Source organism: Bacillus aquiflavi, from assembly GCF_019915265.1.
GTDB lineage: Bacteria > Bacillota > Bacilli > Bacillales > Cytobacillaceae > Bacillus_BT > Bacillus_BT aquiflavi.
The window spans coordinates 2,404,160-2,420,490 of record NZ_CP082780.1 but is presented as its reverse complement, the minus strand read 5'-3'; the positions used below and the strand labels follow the sequence as shown (position 1 = coordinate 2,420,490).

Below are 16,331 nucleotides of genomic sequence, written 5' to 3'. Positions count from 1 at the left end.
TTTTTGGTTCGACTATTTCTATACTGTCTAAAGTTTTCCCGTCTCCGTGCTTTATCTTTTTATTGCTTTGTCATGTATTGTTCATTTCGATAGTGAGAATACAATATACTAATAGGATAAAATAAAAGATAACAAACACTTATTTGACAATAAATAATATTGACATTGATAATCGTTATCAACTATAATGAATCTTGTGATAATTATTCATAAAATTAGATTTACATAGGGGGATAAATGAAATGAAGTTAACCAAAAAACTTTTATTAGGGTTATTATTAGCGCTTTCTTTTGTGCTTTTAGTAGCGTGCGGTTCTTCAAATAAAGAAGATGCTCAAAAAGAAGAAGTGAAAGATAATCCTAAAAAGTCAGGCGAGTTAGTTGTATACTCTTCTCGAAAAGAGAAGTTTGTTCAACCTTTATTGGATAAATTTGAACAAGAAACAGGTATTAAAGTAAAAGCACTACATGCAGATGATACGGTTATAAACCGAATTAAAGAGGAAGGTAAGCGGCCACAAGCCGATATATTGATTTCAAATGATATTGGTGCAATGGAGCATTTACGTATAGAAGGTTTACTTCAAGGATTTGATCCAAAAGGAATTGATAGCATTGATGAAAAGTATCGTGCGGAAGATAATTCTTGGTTCGGTTTATCTGCACGGACTAGAATATTAATGTATAATGAGGACTTAATAACAGAAGAAGAAATGCCTAAAACAATGTGGGAACTAACTGATCCAAAGTGGAAAGGTCAATTTGCAATTACTAGGGGTGGAAATGCTGGTCTTGTTGCACAAGTTTCAGCTCTTAGAAATGAATGGGGCGATGAGAAAACAAGCGAATGGTTAAAGAAAATAAAAGAAAATGCTGGGGCAATTATGAAAGATCATGGTGAAATTAGACTTGCAGTTGGTTCAGGCGAATATAAATTTGGTTTAGTTAATAACTATTACTATCATCAGCAGCTAAATGAACCAACTAATAATCATGTTGGTGCAGTATACACGGATCAAGCAGATGATGAGATGGGCGTATTCGTAAATGCGGCTGGTGTTGCTTTTATAAAAGGAGCTCCAAACGAAAAAAATGCAAAAGAATTTTTGGAGTGGATTCTTTTAGAAGAAAATCAAAAGGAATTTTCATTTGCCTCTAAAGAAGTGCCATTAAATCCTAATGTGCAAACAACGGAGGAAGCAAAACGTATTTCTGATTACAAAACAATGGAAATGCCATTAAGTCAGCTAGGTAAAGTATGGACTGATACCAAAACATTAATTGAAAAAGCAGGGCTTGATTTAGAAGTAAAATAGGAGACCAAATAATGAACAGACAAGAACAGTCAGACTTTAAGGCTCGAAATCGTGCATTTCGAGCTTTTTTCCAAAACTTTATAAAATCTCAAAATGGAAGCCAGCCAGACTACATATTGTTATTACTCAGCATAATGATTGCTTTTGTAATGTTTATCCCAATTTTATATGTAATTTGGAGTTCACTATTTGCTGGAACAGAACAATGGATTAAATTATTAGATACGAGAATCCCAGGCTTACTATGGAATACATTAAGTTTAACATTTACTGTTACCATCTTATCAGTATCAATCGGTATTTCACTAGCTTGGTTTGTAAACAGATGTGATCTCCCAGGAAGAAAGGTTTGGCAATGGCTTTTAGCTTTACCATTAGTTATCCCCCCTTATGTTGGTGCAATGACATATATTATCATTTTTGGACCAACAGGATGGTTAAAGGAAAAATGGATGAATTGGTTTTCTGAATATCCAATTAATATTTATTCCTTTTGGGGCGTTGTTTTTGTATTAACTATGTTTACATATCCGTATGTGTTTCTTATTGCTAGTTCAGCATTAAGAAAAATGAACCAAAGCTTTGAGGATGCAGCAAGAATACAAGGGCTAAACACGTTCCAAGTTTTTTGGAAGGTAAATTTACCTTTTCTAAGACCAGCGATTGGAGCAGGTGCCATTTTAATATCGTTATATGTATTATCCGATTTTGGGGCAATTGCGATGCTTCGATATACGACATTTACTGCCGCTATATACTATCAAATGGGAAATTACGATCATGTTAGTGCTTCAATTTTAAGTATGGTTCTTATACTAATTACTTTAGTGTTTCTCGCGGTTGAAAGGAGAACGCGTCTAAAGCAAAGATATTATCAAACATCAAATACATATAAAAAACCTTCTTTATTATCTTTAGGTAAATGGAAAGCTCCAGTACTTATATATGTGCTTGGGATATTTTCTCTTGCGGTTCTTCTTCCGACTATCGTCCTTATTTATTGGTCAAGTGTTGGGGTGATGGAAGGAGCGTTAGATTCTCGCTTTTGGGGTTATGCTTGGAACAGTGTACTTGTTGCAGGTGTGTCCGCTTTGATTTGTATGATCATAGCACTGCCGATTGTTTATTTTAAAATAAGATATCCATCTGTTTTAACGAACATTATAGATAAGATCACTTATTCAGGGTATGCTTTGCCAGGAGTAATTGTTGCATTAGGAGTTGTTTTTGTTTTTAATCAGTATATTCCTTGGTTGTATAATACAATAGCCCTTCTGTTTTTTGCTTATATTGTCAGATTTCTTCCACAGGCAATGCAATCAGGGGAAGCGGCCCTTAGCCTTGTTTCTCCAAGAATTGATGAAGCAGCAAGGAGTCTAGGTTATTCTCCTGTGAAGGTAATGTTAAAAGTAATTGTTCCGTTAATTATCCCTGGTATTCTTGCAGGTGGTGCATTAGTTTTTGTCAGCTCAATAAAAGAGTTGCCAGCTACTCTTTTATTAAGACCTCCTGGTTTTGATACGTTAGCAGTTCGAGTATGGACGGAAGCGAGTGAGGCAGTTTATCACTTAGCAGCACCTGCTGCATTATTAATTATTATCGTTTCTATGTTACCGTTGCGTTTCATGTTAAAAAAGTAAAGGATATTCCTTATGAATGCAAATGTTTTTTAGGCATATAATTGTGATTGACGTTATTTAGAGACTGTCCTATACTATTATTAATAGAATGATAATCATTATCATCAAAGTGTTTTGAAAAGAGGTAAGACAGATGGCGTTTATTAAACTACAAGAATTGACGAAAACGTTTCCTCATGCTGCGAAAAGTGCAGTTAAAGATTTTGATCTTGAAATTAAAAAAGGCGAAATTATTACTTTACTTGGTCCTAGTGGATGTGGAAAGACAACTACGCTAAGAATGATTGCGGGCTTTGAAAAACCTACATCTGGTGAAATTCACTTTGGCAGCGAAACGATTTTTAAACAAGACTACAGCTTACCTCCTGAAAAACGCGGGATTGGGATGGTTTTTCAAGACTATGCTTTATTTCCACATTTGACTGTTGTGAAAAATGTAATGTTTGGGTTATTGAAATGGAACAATAAAGAGAAAAAGAAACGAGCAATAGAGGTGCTTGAATTAGTTGGCCTTGCCCAATATGCGAATAGGTATCCCCATGAGTTGTCAGGGGGTCAGCAGCAAAGAGTTGCGCTTGCGAGGGCATTAGCTCCTGAACCAAAAGTGATCCTTATGGACGAACCATTTAGTAATTTAGATGCAAATATGAGGGAAAAAATGCGTTACGATGTCAAAAGGATATTAAAATCTACCAATACAACCGCTATTATCGTAACACATGATCAAAAGGATGCATTTGCTGTTTCAGATCGTGTTGTTGTTATGAAAGATGGGGTTATTGAACAGATTGATACACCTATGGAGATGTACCGTTGTCCTAAAAATTGTTTTGTAGCACAGTTTTTGGGGAAAACTAATTTGTTAACGGGTAAAATGGCTAATGATTTAAAACACGTTTATACCCATATTGGGAAAGTATGTTTACCTACAAAATCTGAACAGTTAATCGATGAGGTGACGCTTTCTGTCAGACCTGAAGGGTGTCGTCTTGTTGAAAATGGGAAGTACGTTGCTGAAGTAGAAGATGTTATATATAGTGGAGAGTATCAAGAAGTAACTGTGAAGATTAATACTGAACAAGGTGGGAAGCAATCGATATTCATTCATGTACCGATCGAACAGCAAGTAAAAAAGGGGCAGGTTGTTTCTTTTGATATTAAACCTGAACTTGTTTCATTAGTTGAAAAATAATAGATGCAGTAATGCAATGTCAGCAGGAACATTGCTAACAAATAATAATAGTGATTTGATTCCGAAAGAACTAGTTGAAAACGCATGTCAGTCAAGGAGCAGAGTGCGAGAAGGTGAATAGAACTTGTAGTTTATAGGATTTATGATGTTATATCGAGCACATGCAACAAGGATGCAAGCATTTGTTAATAATTTGGGATCAAATCACATGTGAATGGATCTTTATATATTCATACTTCCATCAAAATATTTTGTGTCTTAAGTAAATTCTTCTTTTAAAATAGAGTACAACTTTACATCATGATGTTTTCCTTTTGCGAATAATCCTTTTCTCATTATGCCTTCAAAAGACATTCCTATCTTTTCCATTACACGTTGTGAACCAATGTTTTCTGCAAAACATTTTGCTTGAATACGAACTAAATCCATTTTCTCAAATCCAAACTTGACAATTTCAGTTGCAGCTTCAGTTGTTATCCCTTTCCCCCACTATTCTTGAGAAATGACATATCCGATTTCAGCGCTTTTATGTTGTGGCTGCCACGAAACAAAATCAATTGTCCCAATGAATTCTCCATTCTCTTTATATTCGATACCCCAAGGAGCCAACTTTTTATTTTCATATTGATTTAAGATATATTTGACAAACTCTTTCGTGTCAGATAAGATCCGATGCGTATCCCAAAGTACGTACCTCGATACTTCTTCATTAGAACAATATAAGAACATACTTTCTACATCATTTAAAGTTACTTTTCGAAGGACAAGTCGTTTCGTTTCTAAAATAGGTAAATCAGTGTATACTTTTGTCATCTTCATCCATTCACCCCTCGTATAGTAGTAGTAAGAGCTCTTTCTAGAAGAATTTCCAGTTGATCCGGATCCTCTACAATTCACTCTAGATTCCTATAGGTTTTTTTAAAGGTTAGCCTCTCGGCTTTCCCATCAATAAATGTTTTTGTTTTACCCTTGTTTCACCCCTCTGGTGGGGAAGCCGAGGTAAAGTCAAACTATCAATAATAGATTTACGTATTGTTGTTATTTCGCAGGGGGATAGTTCCCTACTGCTTCTTTGAAATACCTTTTAACTGAATATCGTGAAATGGCGGAGAATGGAGGATGCTCCAGCGTTTTACTCCGTCATTTTTTTTATAGCGTTTTAGACCTGCTCATGGGACAATGGAACCCGACAGGATCGTATCAGGATATTGCTTTTCCCCCTTGCGGACATCTCGCGATGTACTGCTTAATAAGCCTGCTACCCATGGTTCATTATTGAAGGTCTAACCACTGGTTGCGCCGCCGTAAAAGAAGTGAGTGTAGCGCTCATGATGGACTTCTTTTCTTTGAGTGCTGATGACGAGGAAGACATCGATGATTCCCGTGGGCACCCAGGTCTGAACGTTCTTGATTAACTTACCTACTGGAGGTGATTGGTATGTCACAAATGCTTGTTGGTGTAGACGTAAGCTTGAAGTCCCATCATGTCCATTTCATGAAACAGGACGGATCCACACTTGCCGACTTTTCTGTTTCTAATGATCAAAACGGGGGCCGCAACCCTGATCAAACGAATGCTAGAAGCAGCGGAAAAAAGTCAGGCCAACCAATTGAAGATTGGGATGGAAGCCACTGATCTTTACAGTTGGCATCTTGCCCATTATCTACAAGACCAAATGAAAGGCTATGAACCTAAGTTCCAAGCCTCTATCTACGTACTAAATGCGAGAAAAGTCGCTCGTTTTAAAAAAGGGTATGACTCCCTTGTGAAAAAAAAATCGCATAGATGCCTGGGTCATCGCTGACCACTTGCGCTTTGGCCGACTGCCAGCCCAAATGAAAGATGCCATACAATATGAAGCCCTTCAACGATTAACACGGACAAGGTTTCATTTTATGCGGGAAATTACCCGAAATAAAACGTATTTTCTTAACCAGCTCTTTTTAAAGTTCAGTGGACTGAGACAAGATAATCCATTTTCAGATAAATTCGGAGCTACGAGTATGGCTGTCATGGAAGAACTAGAGCCCGAAACCATCGCTGAAATGAGTATCGAAGAACTCGTCGAGTTCCTGCAGGATAAAGGGAAGAACCGATTTGAAAACCCAGAAGAAATCGCAAAATATCTTCATAAGTTGGCTAGATCATCTTATCGGTTAAATAAGGCTATGCAGGATCCCGTAAATATTTCTATGTCAGTTACTTTAAGTACCATTCAACATATCGAGTCACAAGTAAAGCGGCTAGATAAAGAAATTGCCAAGTTAATGAAAGGCATACCGCAAACTCTAACGTCTGTAAAAGGAATTGGAGACGTTTATGCGGCAGGGCTGATAGCCGAAATAGGCGATATAAAGCGATTTAAAGATCATCATGCCTTAGCGAAATATGCTGGTTTGGTATGGAACCAAAACCAATCGGGCGAATTCGAATCCCAAGAAACGGCAAGAATGAGGACAGGCAATAAATATTTGCGATACTACCTTATTCAAGCTGCTGATAAGATCCGAAAGTATGACTCTGAATATAAAGCTTTTTACACAAAAAAGTACGATGAAGTTCCAAAACATAAACACAAACGCGCTCTCGTCTTAACTGCAAGAAAACTGGTACGATTGGTGTTTTCGCTACTACGCACCAATCAGTTGTACACACCACCTGAAAGGAGAGATTAAAACTTCTCATTCAGACCCTTTCAAACACCCAGCTTCACACTAATAGTGATTGGTAAAAAATCGAAAATAGTGTGAGGTTTATTTGTTATACTCTTTTTTAAGCACTTTTCAATGAAATCCAATATTAATTTCCAATCCACCGAATTTTAGTGCTTGACATATTACCACTGGGCTTAATAACGAATTATCCTTATTATATATGAAATCTTCAGAAAATAAAGAAAAAGTAGCATTCCCTTTTTTAAGAATGCTACTTTAATAAAAATATTATTTAAAATATTGAGCAAGTCCGTTATAAACGCCATTTGCTACTATTTCTTGATATTGCGAAGAGGTAATCAAAATTTCTTCAGAACCGTTGCTTAAATAACCTAGCTCTAACAGAACTGCATTTTGCTCATTTTCACGTAAGACGTAATAATCGCCTTGACGTACTTTACGATCCCGAAGTTTAGTATTAGCTGTCACGGCTCTGTGAATAGAGTCGGCTAAAGGCTTTTGGAACGAATGATAATAATAACTAGTTAGCCCGCGAACACTTTTATCTTTAATACTGTCGTAGTGAATGCTTATAAAAGCATCTGCATTGTAGTATTCAGCTGTACTTACTCTTTCGGGTAAGGAGATGTATGTATCATTTGTTCTCGTTAAAATGACATTTGCACCAGCAGCACGTAATTTATCATGAATTAACTTTGCGGTCTTTAATGTTAAATGTTTTTCAATCGTTCCTTTAACACCTTTTGCACCGTTATCCTTACCTCCATGACCAGGGTCAATTACAATTGTTTTATTTTTTAAATGTATGCCCGCACCAGGTTTTTCAACTTTAGGAATTGGACCTGTGACCGAAACTATCCAACCAGCAACAAAGGCTGTTACATCTTTCTCTAACTGGATTTCATACCAATCATTTTGCTTGCTAATGATTGGGTATGTTTCCCCTTTATTTGCTCTTTCAATAACAGATGATTCAACTGTTGGTGATTTTCTAAGATTCGTTCCATTATGTAAAATGGTTACATAGCTTTTTTCATCGACAGAGGCTTTTCCTCCTTTATTTTCTGTTTTCTCAAGGAACCAGCCTGCGACCCATCCATATTGTCCAGAACTAAATTCAATTTTTGCCCAATTATTTACTTCTTCAAGAATAATAAAGCTCTGTCCTTTTTTAACATGACCAATCACTTTTCCATCGAGAGAATTGCTTTTACGTACATTTAAAGCTGTAGCGGTTACAGTACCTACTGTTCCTTTTAAATGTACGCTTCGGTCTTTTTGTGCTTTTGTTGTTTGATAGTTTTTATTTTTTTGTGCTTTTGTTTTTAATTTAATATGCTTACTGCTGACCCATGCACTTGCTTGTCCATAAGTAATTTCTATCCAATCATTTTTCCGTGAAAGGATTGTTATTTCAGTTCCTTTTTTTAGTTTTCCAACAATGTTGCCTTGTAAAGAAGGCTCATTTCTAACATTTAAATCTTGGACTGTAACAATTCCTACTTTTTCGTAGTTTAGATCCTGACTGCTTTGTTCATCTCCTGTAATATATTCTTTGGAAACCCATCCTATTCCAAACGGAGTATGTCCTTTTACCCAGCTATCATTACTTTCAATAATTTCAATTTTATCTCCATGATTTAAATGGCCAATCATTTGGAAGTTTGTCCCGGGTCCATTTCGGACTCTTAAGTATTCGGTAGCTACGGTTGCGTTTTTATTAGAATAAGAGCTCTTCTCATTTTTATTGGTTGTTGATTTTTTAGAAACAAGCCAATTAGCCACCCAACCTTTTTGTCCGCTTTTTAATTTTATTTCATACCAATCATCTTTTTCGTCAAGAAGAGTATATGTTTCACCTTTAGCTGCCTTCGTAATGACTGGATAACTAAGACCGGGACCTTTTCTTATGTTGACGCTGTTTGATTGAATAGTGACAGAGCCTTTTGCAGCAGCTTCAATTGTCTGTAATGATTCAAAAGAGCTAAAAATTAAGATGACACTAATAAAAAAAACGATCACTTTTTTCTGCAATAAGCTTTTCCTCCAATAATTATTTTTCTTTTAATTTTAACGAAGTTTATTAAAAAAATCATTTGTTTTGATTTAAAAGTTATTTTTTATTGTAAGGTTAGCACATTTATTGGGAAGAATAACGCTTAAAGAAAGGCGAAAAGGGTGATTTTTTGAATGAGATTCAGTGAAAAAGGCTTCAAAATAAAAAGCGGTGAAAATCAATTGTTTGGTGTAAACTTCCAAGATATCATGCAAAATGAAGAGTCAAATATGTTTGAATTAGCAACGGAATTTCATTTAACATTGAGAGATGTAAGAAAGTTAAAAAAACGATTAGAACGCTCGTAATTGCTATTGACATTTTCAATTTTGCTACGTATTATTATATAAATAAAATGGATGAATAGCTAGAGTAAACCAATGAGGAAGAAAAGTAGTTAAGAATCCACATGAAAAGAGAGGAAATGTCTTGGCTGAAAGCATTTCTACATGATGACTTAATGAAAGAACACTTCTTAGGTTTCTCTCTGAAAAAAACTCGTTTTTTAGTAGGAGAAGAACGTATGCAGGCGTTAACTGTTAAAGTGGAAGAGTGGTGTTTACTCTTCAACTAGGGTGGTACCACGGAAGTTAAGCTCTCGTCCCTTGTTATTATAACAAGGGTCGAGAGCTTTAATTTTTAAGGAGGATTGTAAATGAATATAAAAGCCCCTCGCGGAACACAAGATATTGTTCCAGGACAAGTAGAGAAGTGGCAGTTTATCGAGGAGAAAATAAGAGATTTATGCAGGATGTATCAATATAAAGAAATCCGTACGCCAATATTTGAACAAACCGAATTGTTTTTACGAAGTGTTGGAGATACGACTGACATAGTTCAAAAAGAAATGTATACATTTGCAGATCGGGGAGGCAGAAGTATTACACTTCGACCAGAAGGGACGGCTCCGACTGTTCGCTCATTTATTGAAAACAAAATGTATGCCAATATAAATCAGCCTGTTAAGCTCTACTATTTAGAGCCGATGTTTCGCTATGAAAGACCTCAAGCAGGTCGTTATCGACAATTTGTACAATTTGGGGTTGAAGCACTTGGGAGTGCTGATCCTGCAATTGATGCAGAGGTTATATCTTTAGCAATGTCTTTATATAAGGATTTAGGTCTCAAAAAGCTGAAGGTAGTGATCAATAGTCTTGGAGATAAAGAAAGTCGACAAGCATATCGTAATGCATTGATTGACCACTTTAAACCGCAAATTCATGAATTTTGCTCGGATTGTCAAAATCGATTGGAAAAAAATCCACTGCGAATTCTTGATTGTAAAAAAGATCGCGACCATCAATTAATGAAATCAGCACCAGCTATTATAGATTATTTAAATGAAGAATCACGTAAATACTTTGAGAAAGTACAACAGCATTTACAGGCACTCAACATACCAATAGAAGTTGATCCAAATCTTGTTCGCGGATTAGATTACTATACTCATACTGCCTTTGAAATTATGAGTGATGCAGAAGGATTTGGTGCGAATTCAACGTTATGCGGTGGAGGACGATATAATGGACTTGTTGAAGAAATTGGCGGACCTGAAATACCGGGTATCGGTTTCGCACTAAGTATTGAACGGTTATTAGCCGCATTAGAGGCGGAAATGATTGAGCTTCCTCTTAATGAAGGAATCGATTGTTTTTTTGTTTCCCTTGGTGATGAAGCAAAAGATTATACAGTCCGTCTCGTTCATACTCTTCGTCAAGCCGGCTACTCCGCCGAAAGAGATTATTTAGATCGGAAAGTAAAGGCACAGTTTAAAGCTGCAGATCGTTTACAGGCAAAATATGTAGCGATTTTAGGTGAGGATGAATTAAAAAGGAACATCATTAATGTGAAAAATATGGCCACTGGTGATCAAAAGGAGCTTGCACTCGATTCATTTGTAGAGCAATTTAAAAGGTTGTAAAAGACAAGGAGGATGGAAATGTTTGGTAGAACATGCTATTGTGGGGAAGTAACAGAAGCTGTAATTGGTGAAAGGGTCATATTAAAAGGATGGGTACAAAAACGTCGTGATCTTGGCGGTCTAATTTTTATCGATCTTCGTGACAGAACAGGTATTGTTCAGATCGTCTTTCATCCTGATGTATCAGAAAAAGCGTTATCTGTTGCGGAAAAAATTCGCAGTGAATTTGTTCTTGATGTTGAAGGTGTAGTTGTTGCTCGCGATGAGGGAACAATTAATCATCAATTAAAAACCGGTAAGATTGAAATACAAGTTGAAGCAGTCACAATTTTAAACGAGGCAAAAACACCTCCATTTGTCATCGATGATCGCACGGATGTTGCAGAGGATATCCGTTTAAAGTATCGATATTTAGATTTGCGCCGCCCAGTTATGTACAAGACATTTAAAATGCGTCATAATGTAACGAAAACGATTCGAAATTTTCTCGATCATGAAGGCTTTTTAGATATTGAAACACCAGTTTTAACAAAAAGTACACCTGAAGGGGCTCGTGATTATTTAGTACCTAGCCGTGTTCATCCCGGAGAGTTTTATGCTCTTCCTCAATCTCCACAGCTTTTTAAACAGCTATTAATGGTTTCAGGATTTGATAAGTATTATCAAATTGCCCGCTGTTTTCGAGATGAAGATTTACGAGCAGATCGTCAGCCTGAATTTACGCAAATCGATATTGAAGCAAGCTTTATGAGTAAAGAGGATATCGTTGAATTAATGGAAAAGATGATGAAAAAGGTAATGAAGGAAGTAAAGGGGATTGACATTGTAACACCTTTTCAGCGGATAACTTATGACGAAGCGATGAGCAGATATGGATCAGATAAACCAGACACGCGTTTTGAAATGGAGCTCATTGATCTTTCAGAAATTGTTAAGGATTCAAATTTTAAAGTGTTTACTGGAGCAGTTGCAAACGGCGGTCAAGTAAAAGCAATTAATGTTAAAGGCGGAGCAAGTAAATATTCTCGAAAAGATATTGATGGACTTACAGAATTTGTATCTGTCTATGGAGCAAAAGGATTAGCGTGGCTTAAAGAGGAAGAGGGTTTAAAAGGACCGATCGCAAAATTTCTTTCAGAAGCAGAACAGGAAGGAATAAAAGCTCAGCTTAAAGCTGAAGCAGGCGATTTATTATTATTTGTTGCAGACAAGAAAAATGTAGTTGCTGATGCGTTAGGAGCGCTCAGGTTAAAACTTGGAAAGGATCTCGAGCTAATTGATCAATCGAAATTTAATTTCCTTTGGGTTACAGATTGGCCATTGCTTGAATACAACGAAGAGGAAGGACGTTATAATGCAGCACATCATCCTTTTACAATGCCTGTGAGGGAAGATGTAGCACTCTTAGAATCAGAACCGGAGAAAGTTCGTGCAGAAGCTTACGACCTTGTTTTAAATGGATATGAACTTGGAGGAGGATCTCTCCGTATTTTTGAACGGGATATTCAAGAAAAAATGTTTGCAGTACTTGGCTTTACACCTGAAGAGGCTAAAGAGCAATTTGGATTTTTACTTGAGGCTTTTGAATATGGTACACCTCCTCATGGCGGAATTGCACTTGGTTTAGATCGCCTTGTGATGCTGTTGGCAGGAAGATCTAATTTACGTGATACGATTGCTTTTCCAAAAACGGCAAGTGCCAGTTGTTTATTAACTGAAGCACCAGGAGCTGTTAGCTCAACACAATTAGATGAACTTCATTTGTCACTAAATATTAACAATGAAAAATAAATAATTGAGCAGTGCCTTCTTGAAAATTAATAAATCATATGCTATTATACAATCAGAAAGAAGATGAGTCCTGATGTGTTCGTTGTGCAACCTAGTTTTGACCGAACATTTTCTTGTACGGGAGTTTGGAGTTTTCAGGCAGAGTACATGCCTCGCTGAAGAGGACTTACACAAGCTCGAAACAGAACACCCACCTGCTGAGAGCGGGTTCAAAGCAATGGCACAACATACGACGGCACGATTGGGACTCTTATACATAGGAGTAAAACCCTTGATGTAATTTACATCAAGGGTTTTTAATTCGATATTTTTGCAAATAATGGTAGGCGATGTGATATCATTCTGTTGATTTTTAGTTTCTTTAGAGGGAGCATTCACCTAAAAGTCGCCTGAAATTAGAAGTTTATACGAATTATTTAACATAGTTTAACGATAAAATAAATGAAGTCTACTTTATAGTTGGAGTTGAAAAATATGCTACATCAATTTTCGCGCAATGAATTAGCAATTGGCAAAGAAGGATTAGAAATAATGAAAAATAGTACAGTAGCAGTTCTCGGAATTGGCGGAGTCGGCTCTTTTTCTGCTGAAGCGTTGGCACGCTCTGGGATTGGCCGACTAGTGCTAGTTGATAAAGATGATATTGATATAACAAATATTAACAGACAATTACATGCTTTACTGTCTACTATTGGAAAATCAAAAGTGGATGTAATGGAGGAAAGAATTAAAGATATTAATCCCGCCTGTGAAGTCATTACGTTAAAAATGTTTTATACAGATGAAACATACGAAGAATTGTTCCATCACAAATTAGATTTTGTCATTGATGCATCTGATACAATCGCTTATAAAATTCATTTAATGAAACAATGTTTAATAAAAGATATTCCGATGATTTCAAGTATGGGAGCAGCAAATAAACTTGATCCTACAAGATTTCAAATTGCCGATATTTCGAAAACACATACTGATCCAATTGCAAAGGTGATTCGCACGCGACTTCGTAAAGAAGGAATTGTAAATGGCATTCCGGTAGTTTTTTCTGATGAGAGCCCAATTGTTGCTCGTGAAGATGTAATAAAAGAAGTGGGAGATGACGAGGCAACGATTCGAAAAGCAAAAATGCCGCCATCATCAAATGCTTTTGTTCCTTCAGTAGTTGGACTTATCATGGCTAGCTATGTTGTTCGCCAGTTGTTAGAAGATATAAAAATAATGCGTGTGAAAGATCAATGAGTGTTTTAAAATGCACAAGCTGATGTAAATTTCGGCTTGTGTAACAACATTAAAATAATTAATTTTCTATTGAGTCTTTAGCCTCTGAAATAACATTCATTAAACCTCTATATTTCCTCCTTAATTCGGCAAATTGTTTTTCCCGTTCTTTTAATTCGTTTTTTAACTTTAAATGATCAGATTTAATCATTTCGTTTTCGGATTTAAGTCTATTATTTTCTAATTGTTCTATTTTTAACGTTTGTAAATGTTCTATAATCGTTTCTAAATTTAACTTGTTACAATCCTCTCTTCCCGAGATCGGATGCCCCTTTTCATTCTCATTTTTCCGAAGTTTATTGTTCCAGCGGTATCGACATGCCGCAGCAGTTCTCTGCAGCTTTTGCCCTGCATCTTTAAAAGCTTCGGTTTGAGTTTTCCCACTATTTTTATAGCATGTAACGATTTCAATTAATATTTTATCTTCTTTTTGAGTCCAAACTTTCTTTTTGCGTACCATTTCATCACCCCAATTTTTCTATTCGTTATCCTCACCCTCAAAGAAAAAAATATATATGGTTATATGGTTAGATATGTATTGACATAAACAAAAGTATTAGTGTACTATTTAACTAATACACTAATACGAAATGCGAAATTGGAGGTTAATGAAGTGGCTGCTTTCAAAGGATTGATTATAAAGGAATTTAAAATAACGCAATATTTTTTTATTACATATATGATTTTACTTGTAGCAGCAATTGTAGGAGGATATAGCTTCACCAACTATATTGATGAGCCAAAATTGTTTTCCATAGGCATGTTATTAATGATATTGGCTCACTTTTTCTATCTCCCTCTTTATTTGCTTACGTCTTTAAATATTGAAGGGAGAACACAGCTTTGGCTCCATAACCCGAATAGTGTGTTGAAATTAATATGTGCTAAATTGATTCCCGGATTAATATTTCAACTTATTTCGTTATCACTAAGTATTTTGATCGCGATAATATTAATAAAGCAGTTTAATTTCTTTATAGAAGATTTCTTAATCATAAATATATTGATGTTTGTAAGTATTTTTCTTTGTTCAATTTATGTATCAATTTGGGTGTTATTTTATTGGACTTTAAATTATGCGTTAAGTCGGATTTTACATATTAAAAGTTTTCGCTGGTTATTCATTATCTTTATATGGGCTACCATCACTACGTTGGCAACTTATATACGTTCTCACTCGTTATACAAAAAAATAATTAGTTTAGGGGAAATAAAGTTAAACATTATCCCTTTTGAAATGAAGAGTAATACTGACTATGGATTTTATGAAATATTTATTCATGTCCCACAAGAATTTAGTTTCATTCCTTTTCTGCTTTATATAATGACTGCTTTACTTATTTTCTTTGTTTCCGCATGGATGTTAGAACGGAAAGTAGAGGTGTAGTGAGATGAGTAAGCAGTTTCAAGCATCTCAGCCTATTTATTTACAAATAGTTGATCGGATTTGCCGGCAAATTGTTCGGAATGAACTTTTACCTTCTGAAAAGTTGCCATCTGTTCGGGAAATGGCTCTTCAATGCGGGGTAAATCCAAATACAATTCAACGAACATATAGTGAATTGGAAAGGATGGGAATTGTGGAAACGAAACGTGGACAGGGGACGTTCGTATGTGAAAATGGGAATGCTGTTCAAGAACTTAAATTAAAATTGCAATCAGAAATAATTACCAATTTTGTTAAAGATATGAAAGAAATGGGCTTATCAGAAGCAGAAATGCTTTTGGGAGTTAAACGACATTTAAAAAAAATCGCGGAGGAGTCTCATGATTGAATTTGATAACGTTTCAAAAAAATACGGTAAAGGACGTTCCTTGAATGAAGTATCTTTTATGTTAAAACCGGGGGAAATTTATGGATTAATTGGGCCCAATGGCAGCGGGAAATCGACAACATTAAAGCTCATTGCCGGACTTGTTTTTCCTACTTCAGGGTTTGTCAAAATAAATGGAGAAATTGTTGATAGAAGGATTAGTAGTAAAGTAGCTTATTGAACAGAACTAGATATTTATTATCATCCGTTAACTGTTATGGATATGATTAAATTTACAAGCTCTCAGTTTTCTGATTTTCAAATGAATAAGGCTGAAAAATTATTACAATTTATGAAAATTGACAAAAATAAACCGCTTAAAAAGCTTTCAAAAGGAAACCGCGGCAGATTAAAGCTAGTTCTTACGTTAGCCCGAGATGCTCCTGTTCTTTTATTAGATGAACCGTTTTCTGGTTTAGATCCGATGGTGCGTGAATCGATTGTTAAAAGTTTAATTTCTTTCATTGATTTCGAAAAGCAAATTGTGATCATTGCAACCCATGAAATAGAGGAGATTGAACCGCTCCTTGATGAAGTATTAGCAATTCACGAAGGTAAAATTATTGCTAGGGAACATGTGGAACAATTACGTGAGGAAGAAGGCTTATCAATATTAAATTGGATGAAAAAGATATTTCCTTACTAAA

Annotated in this window: 13 protein-coding genes, 1 other RNA gene, 2 pseudogenes and 1 other annotated feature; of the genes and pseudogenes, 13 read left to right on the top strand and 3 right to left on the bottom strand. The window is 35.7% G+C overall.

Features of this window, described 5'->3' with window-relative positions; all coding sequences use genetic code 11:
• Window positions 1-242 precede the first annotated feature (242 nt).
• From K6959_RS11750 to K6959_RS11740, 3 genes are all read left to right on the top strand, one after another.
• Window positions 243-1,316: an extracellular solute-binding protein gene (locus tag K6959_RS11750; RefSeq protein WP_163243459.1), complete on the top strand. Its 1,074-nt coding sequence runs from the start codon at window positions 243-245 to the stop codon at window positions 1,314-1,316.
• A gap of 11 nt (window positions 1,317-1,327) precedes the next feature.
• The gene (locus tag K6959_RS11745) at window positions 1,328-2,956 is read left to right on the top strand and encodes an ABC transporter permease (RefSeq protein ID WP_223086580.1); all 1,629 of its coding nucleotides are present in this window, start codon (window positions 1,328-1,330) and stop codon (window positions 2,954-2,956) included.
• 133 nt (window positions 2,957-3,089) lie between these two features.
• Entirely contained in the window at window positions 3,090-4,148 is a 1,059-nt protein-coding gene (locus tag K6959_RS11740; RefSeq protein WP_163243457.1) for an ABC transporter ATP-binding protein, read from the top strand.
• Window positions 4,149-4,406: 258 nt separating this feature from the next.
• On the opposite strand, the pseudogene K6959_RS11735 reads toward K6959_RS11740, so the two are convergent.
• Window positions 4,407-4,967, bottom strand: a pseudogene (locus K6959_RS11735) (GNAT family N-acetyltransferase).
• A gap of 619 nt (window positions 4,968-5,586) precedes the next feature.
• Here K6959_RS11735 and K6959_RS19200 point away from each other — a divergent pair.
• Window positions 5,587-5,784 carry an IS110 family transposase gene (locus K6959_RS19200; RefSeq protein WP_262421778.1) on the top strand — a complete coding sequence of 66 codons (198 nt, stop codon included), beginning with the start codon at window positions 5,587-5,589 and terminating at the stop codon, window positions 5,782-5,784.
• A 173-nt stretch (window positions 5,785-5,957) separates the two neighbouring features.
• Window positions 5,958-6,824, top strand: a complete 867-nt coding sequence (locus K6959_RS11730; RefSeq protein ID WP_316252486.1) for an IS110 family RNA-guided transposase — start codon at window positions 5,958-5,960, stop codon at window positions 6,822-6,824.
• A gap of 267 nt (window positions 6,825-7,091) precedes the next feature.
• Here K6959_RS11730 and K6959_RS11725 read toward each other — a convergent pair whose 3' ends face one another.
• Window positions 7,092-8,858, bottom strand: coding sequence for an N-acetylmuramoyl-L-alanine amidase family protein (locus K6959_RS11725; RefSeq protein WP_223086579.1), 1,767 nt, complete (start codon window positions 8,856-8,858; stop codon window positions 7,092-7,094).
• A gap of 156 nt (window positions 8,859-9,014) precedes the next feature.
• Here K6959_RS11725 and K6959_RS11720 point away from each other — a divergent pair, with 156 nt between their 5' ends.
• The 5 genes from K6959_RS11720 to K6959_RS11700 all read left to right on the top strand — a co-directional run bounded on the left by K6959_RS11720 (window position 9,015) and on the right by K6959_RS11700 (window position 13,831).
• Entirely contained in the window at window positions 9,015-9,188 is a 174-nt protein-coding gene (locus tag K6959_RS11720) for a hypothetical protein (protein WP_163243192.1), read from the top strand.
• A gap of 63 nt (window positions 9,189-9,251) precedes the next feature.
• Window positions 9,252-9,489 (top strand) — a binding site (T-box leader).
• Between the two features lie 46 nt (window positions 9,490-9,535).
• Window positions 9,536-10,801, top strand: a complete 1,266-nt coding sequence (gene hisS, locus K6959_RS11715) for a histidine--tRNA ligase (RefSeq protein ID WP_163243193.1) — start codon at window positions 9,536-9,538, stop codon at window positions 10,799-10,801.
• A gap of 18 nt (window positions 10,802-10,819) precedes the next feature.
• Window positions 10,820-12,592: an aspartate--tRNA ligase gene (gene aspS, locus K6959_RS11710; RefSeq protein ID WP_163243194.1), complete on the top strand. Its 1,773-nt coding sequence runs from the start codon at window positions 10,820-10,822 to the stop codon at window positions 12,590-12,592.
• Window positions 12,593-12,656: 64 nt separating this feature from the next.
• Window positions 12,657-12,844, top strand: a non-coding RNA gene (gene ssrS / locus K6959_RS11705) — 6S RNA.
• Between the two features lie 222 nt (window positions 12,845-13,066).
• Window positions 13,067-13,831 (top strand): tRNA threonylcarbamoyladenosine dehydratase, encoded by a 765-nt coding sequence (locus K6959_RS11700; protein WP_223086577.1) that lies wholly within the window; start codon window positions 13,067-13,069, stop codon window positions 13,829-13,831.
• Window positions 13,832-13,889: 58 nt separating this feature from the next.
• On the opposite strand, the gene K6959_RS11695 is transcribed toward K6959_RS11700, so the two are convergent.
• Window positions 13,890-14,330, bottom strand: coding sequence for a Myb-like DNA-binding domain-containing protein (locus K6959_RS11695; RefSeq protein ID WP_163243196.1), 441 nt, complete (start codon window positions 14,328-14,330; stop codon window positions 13,890-13,892).
• Between the two features lie 153 nt (window positions 14,331-14,483).
• On the opposite strand from K6959_RS11695, the gene K6959_RS11690 reads away from it, so the two are divergent.
• From K6959_RS11690 to K6959_RS11680, 3 genes and pseudogenes are all read left to right on the top strand, one after another.
• Window positions 14,484-15,257, top strand: coding sequence for a hypothetical protein (locus tag K6959_RS11690; protein WP_223086576.1), 774 nt, complete (start codon window positions 14,484-14,486; stop codon window positions 15,255-15,257).
• A 4-nt stretch (window positions 15,258-15,261) separates the two neighbouring features.
• Window positions 15,262-15,645: a GntR family transcriptional regulator gene (locus K6959_RS11685; RefSeq protein WP_163243198.1), complete on the top strand. Its 384-nt coding sequence runs from the start codon at window positions 15,262-15,264 to the stop codon at window positions 15,643-15,645.
• Window positions 15,638-16,330: pseudogene (locus K6959_RS11680) on the top strand (ABC transporter ATP-binding protein). The gene K6959_RS11685 and the pseudogene K6959_RS11680 overlap by 8 nt, the downstream one beginning before the upstream one ends.
• The last annotated feature ends 1 nt before the right edge of the window (window position 16,331 follow it).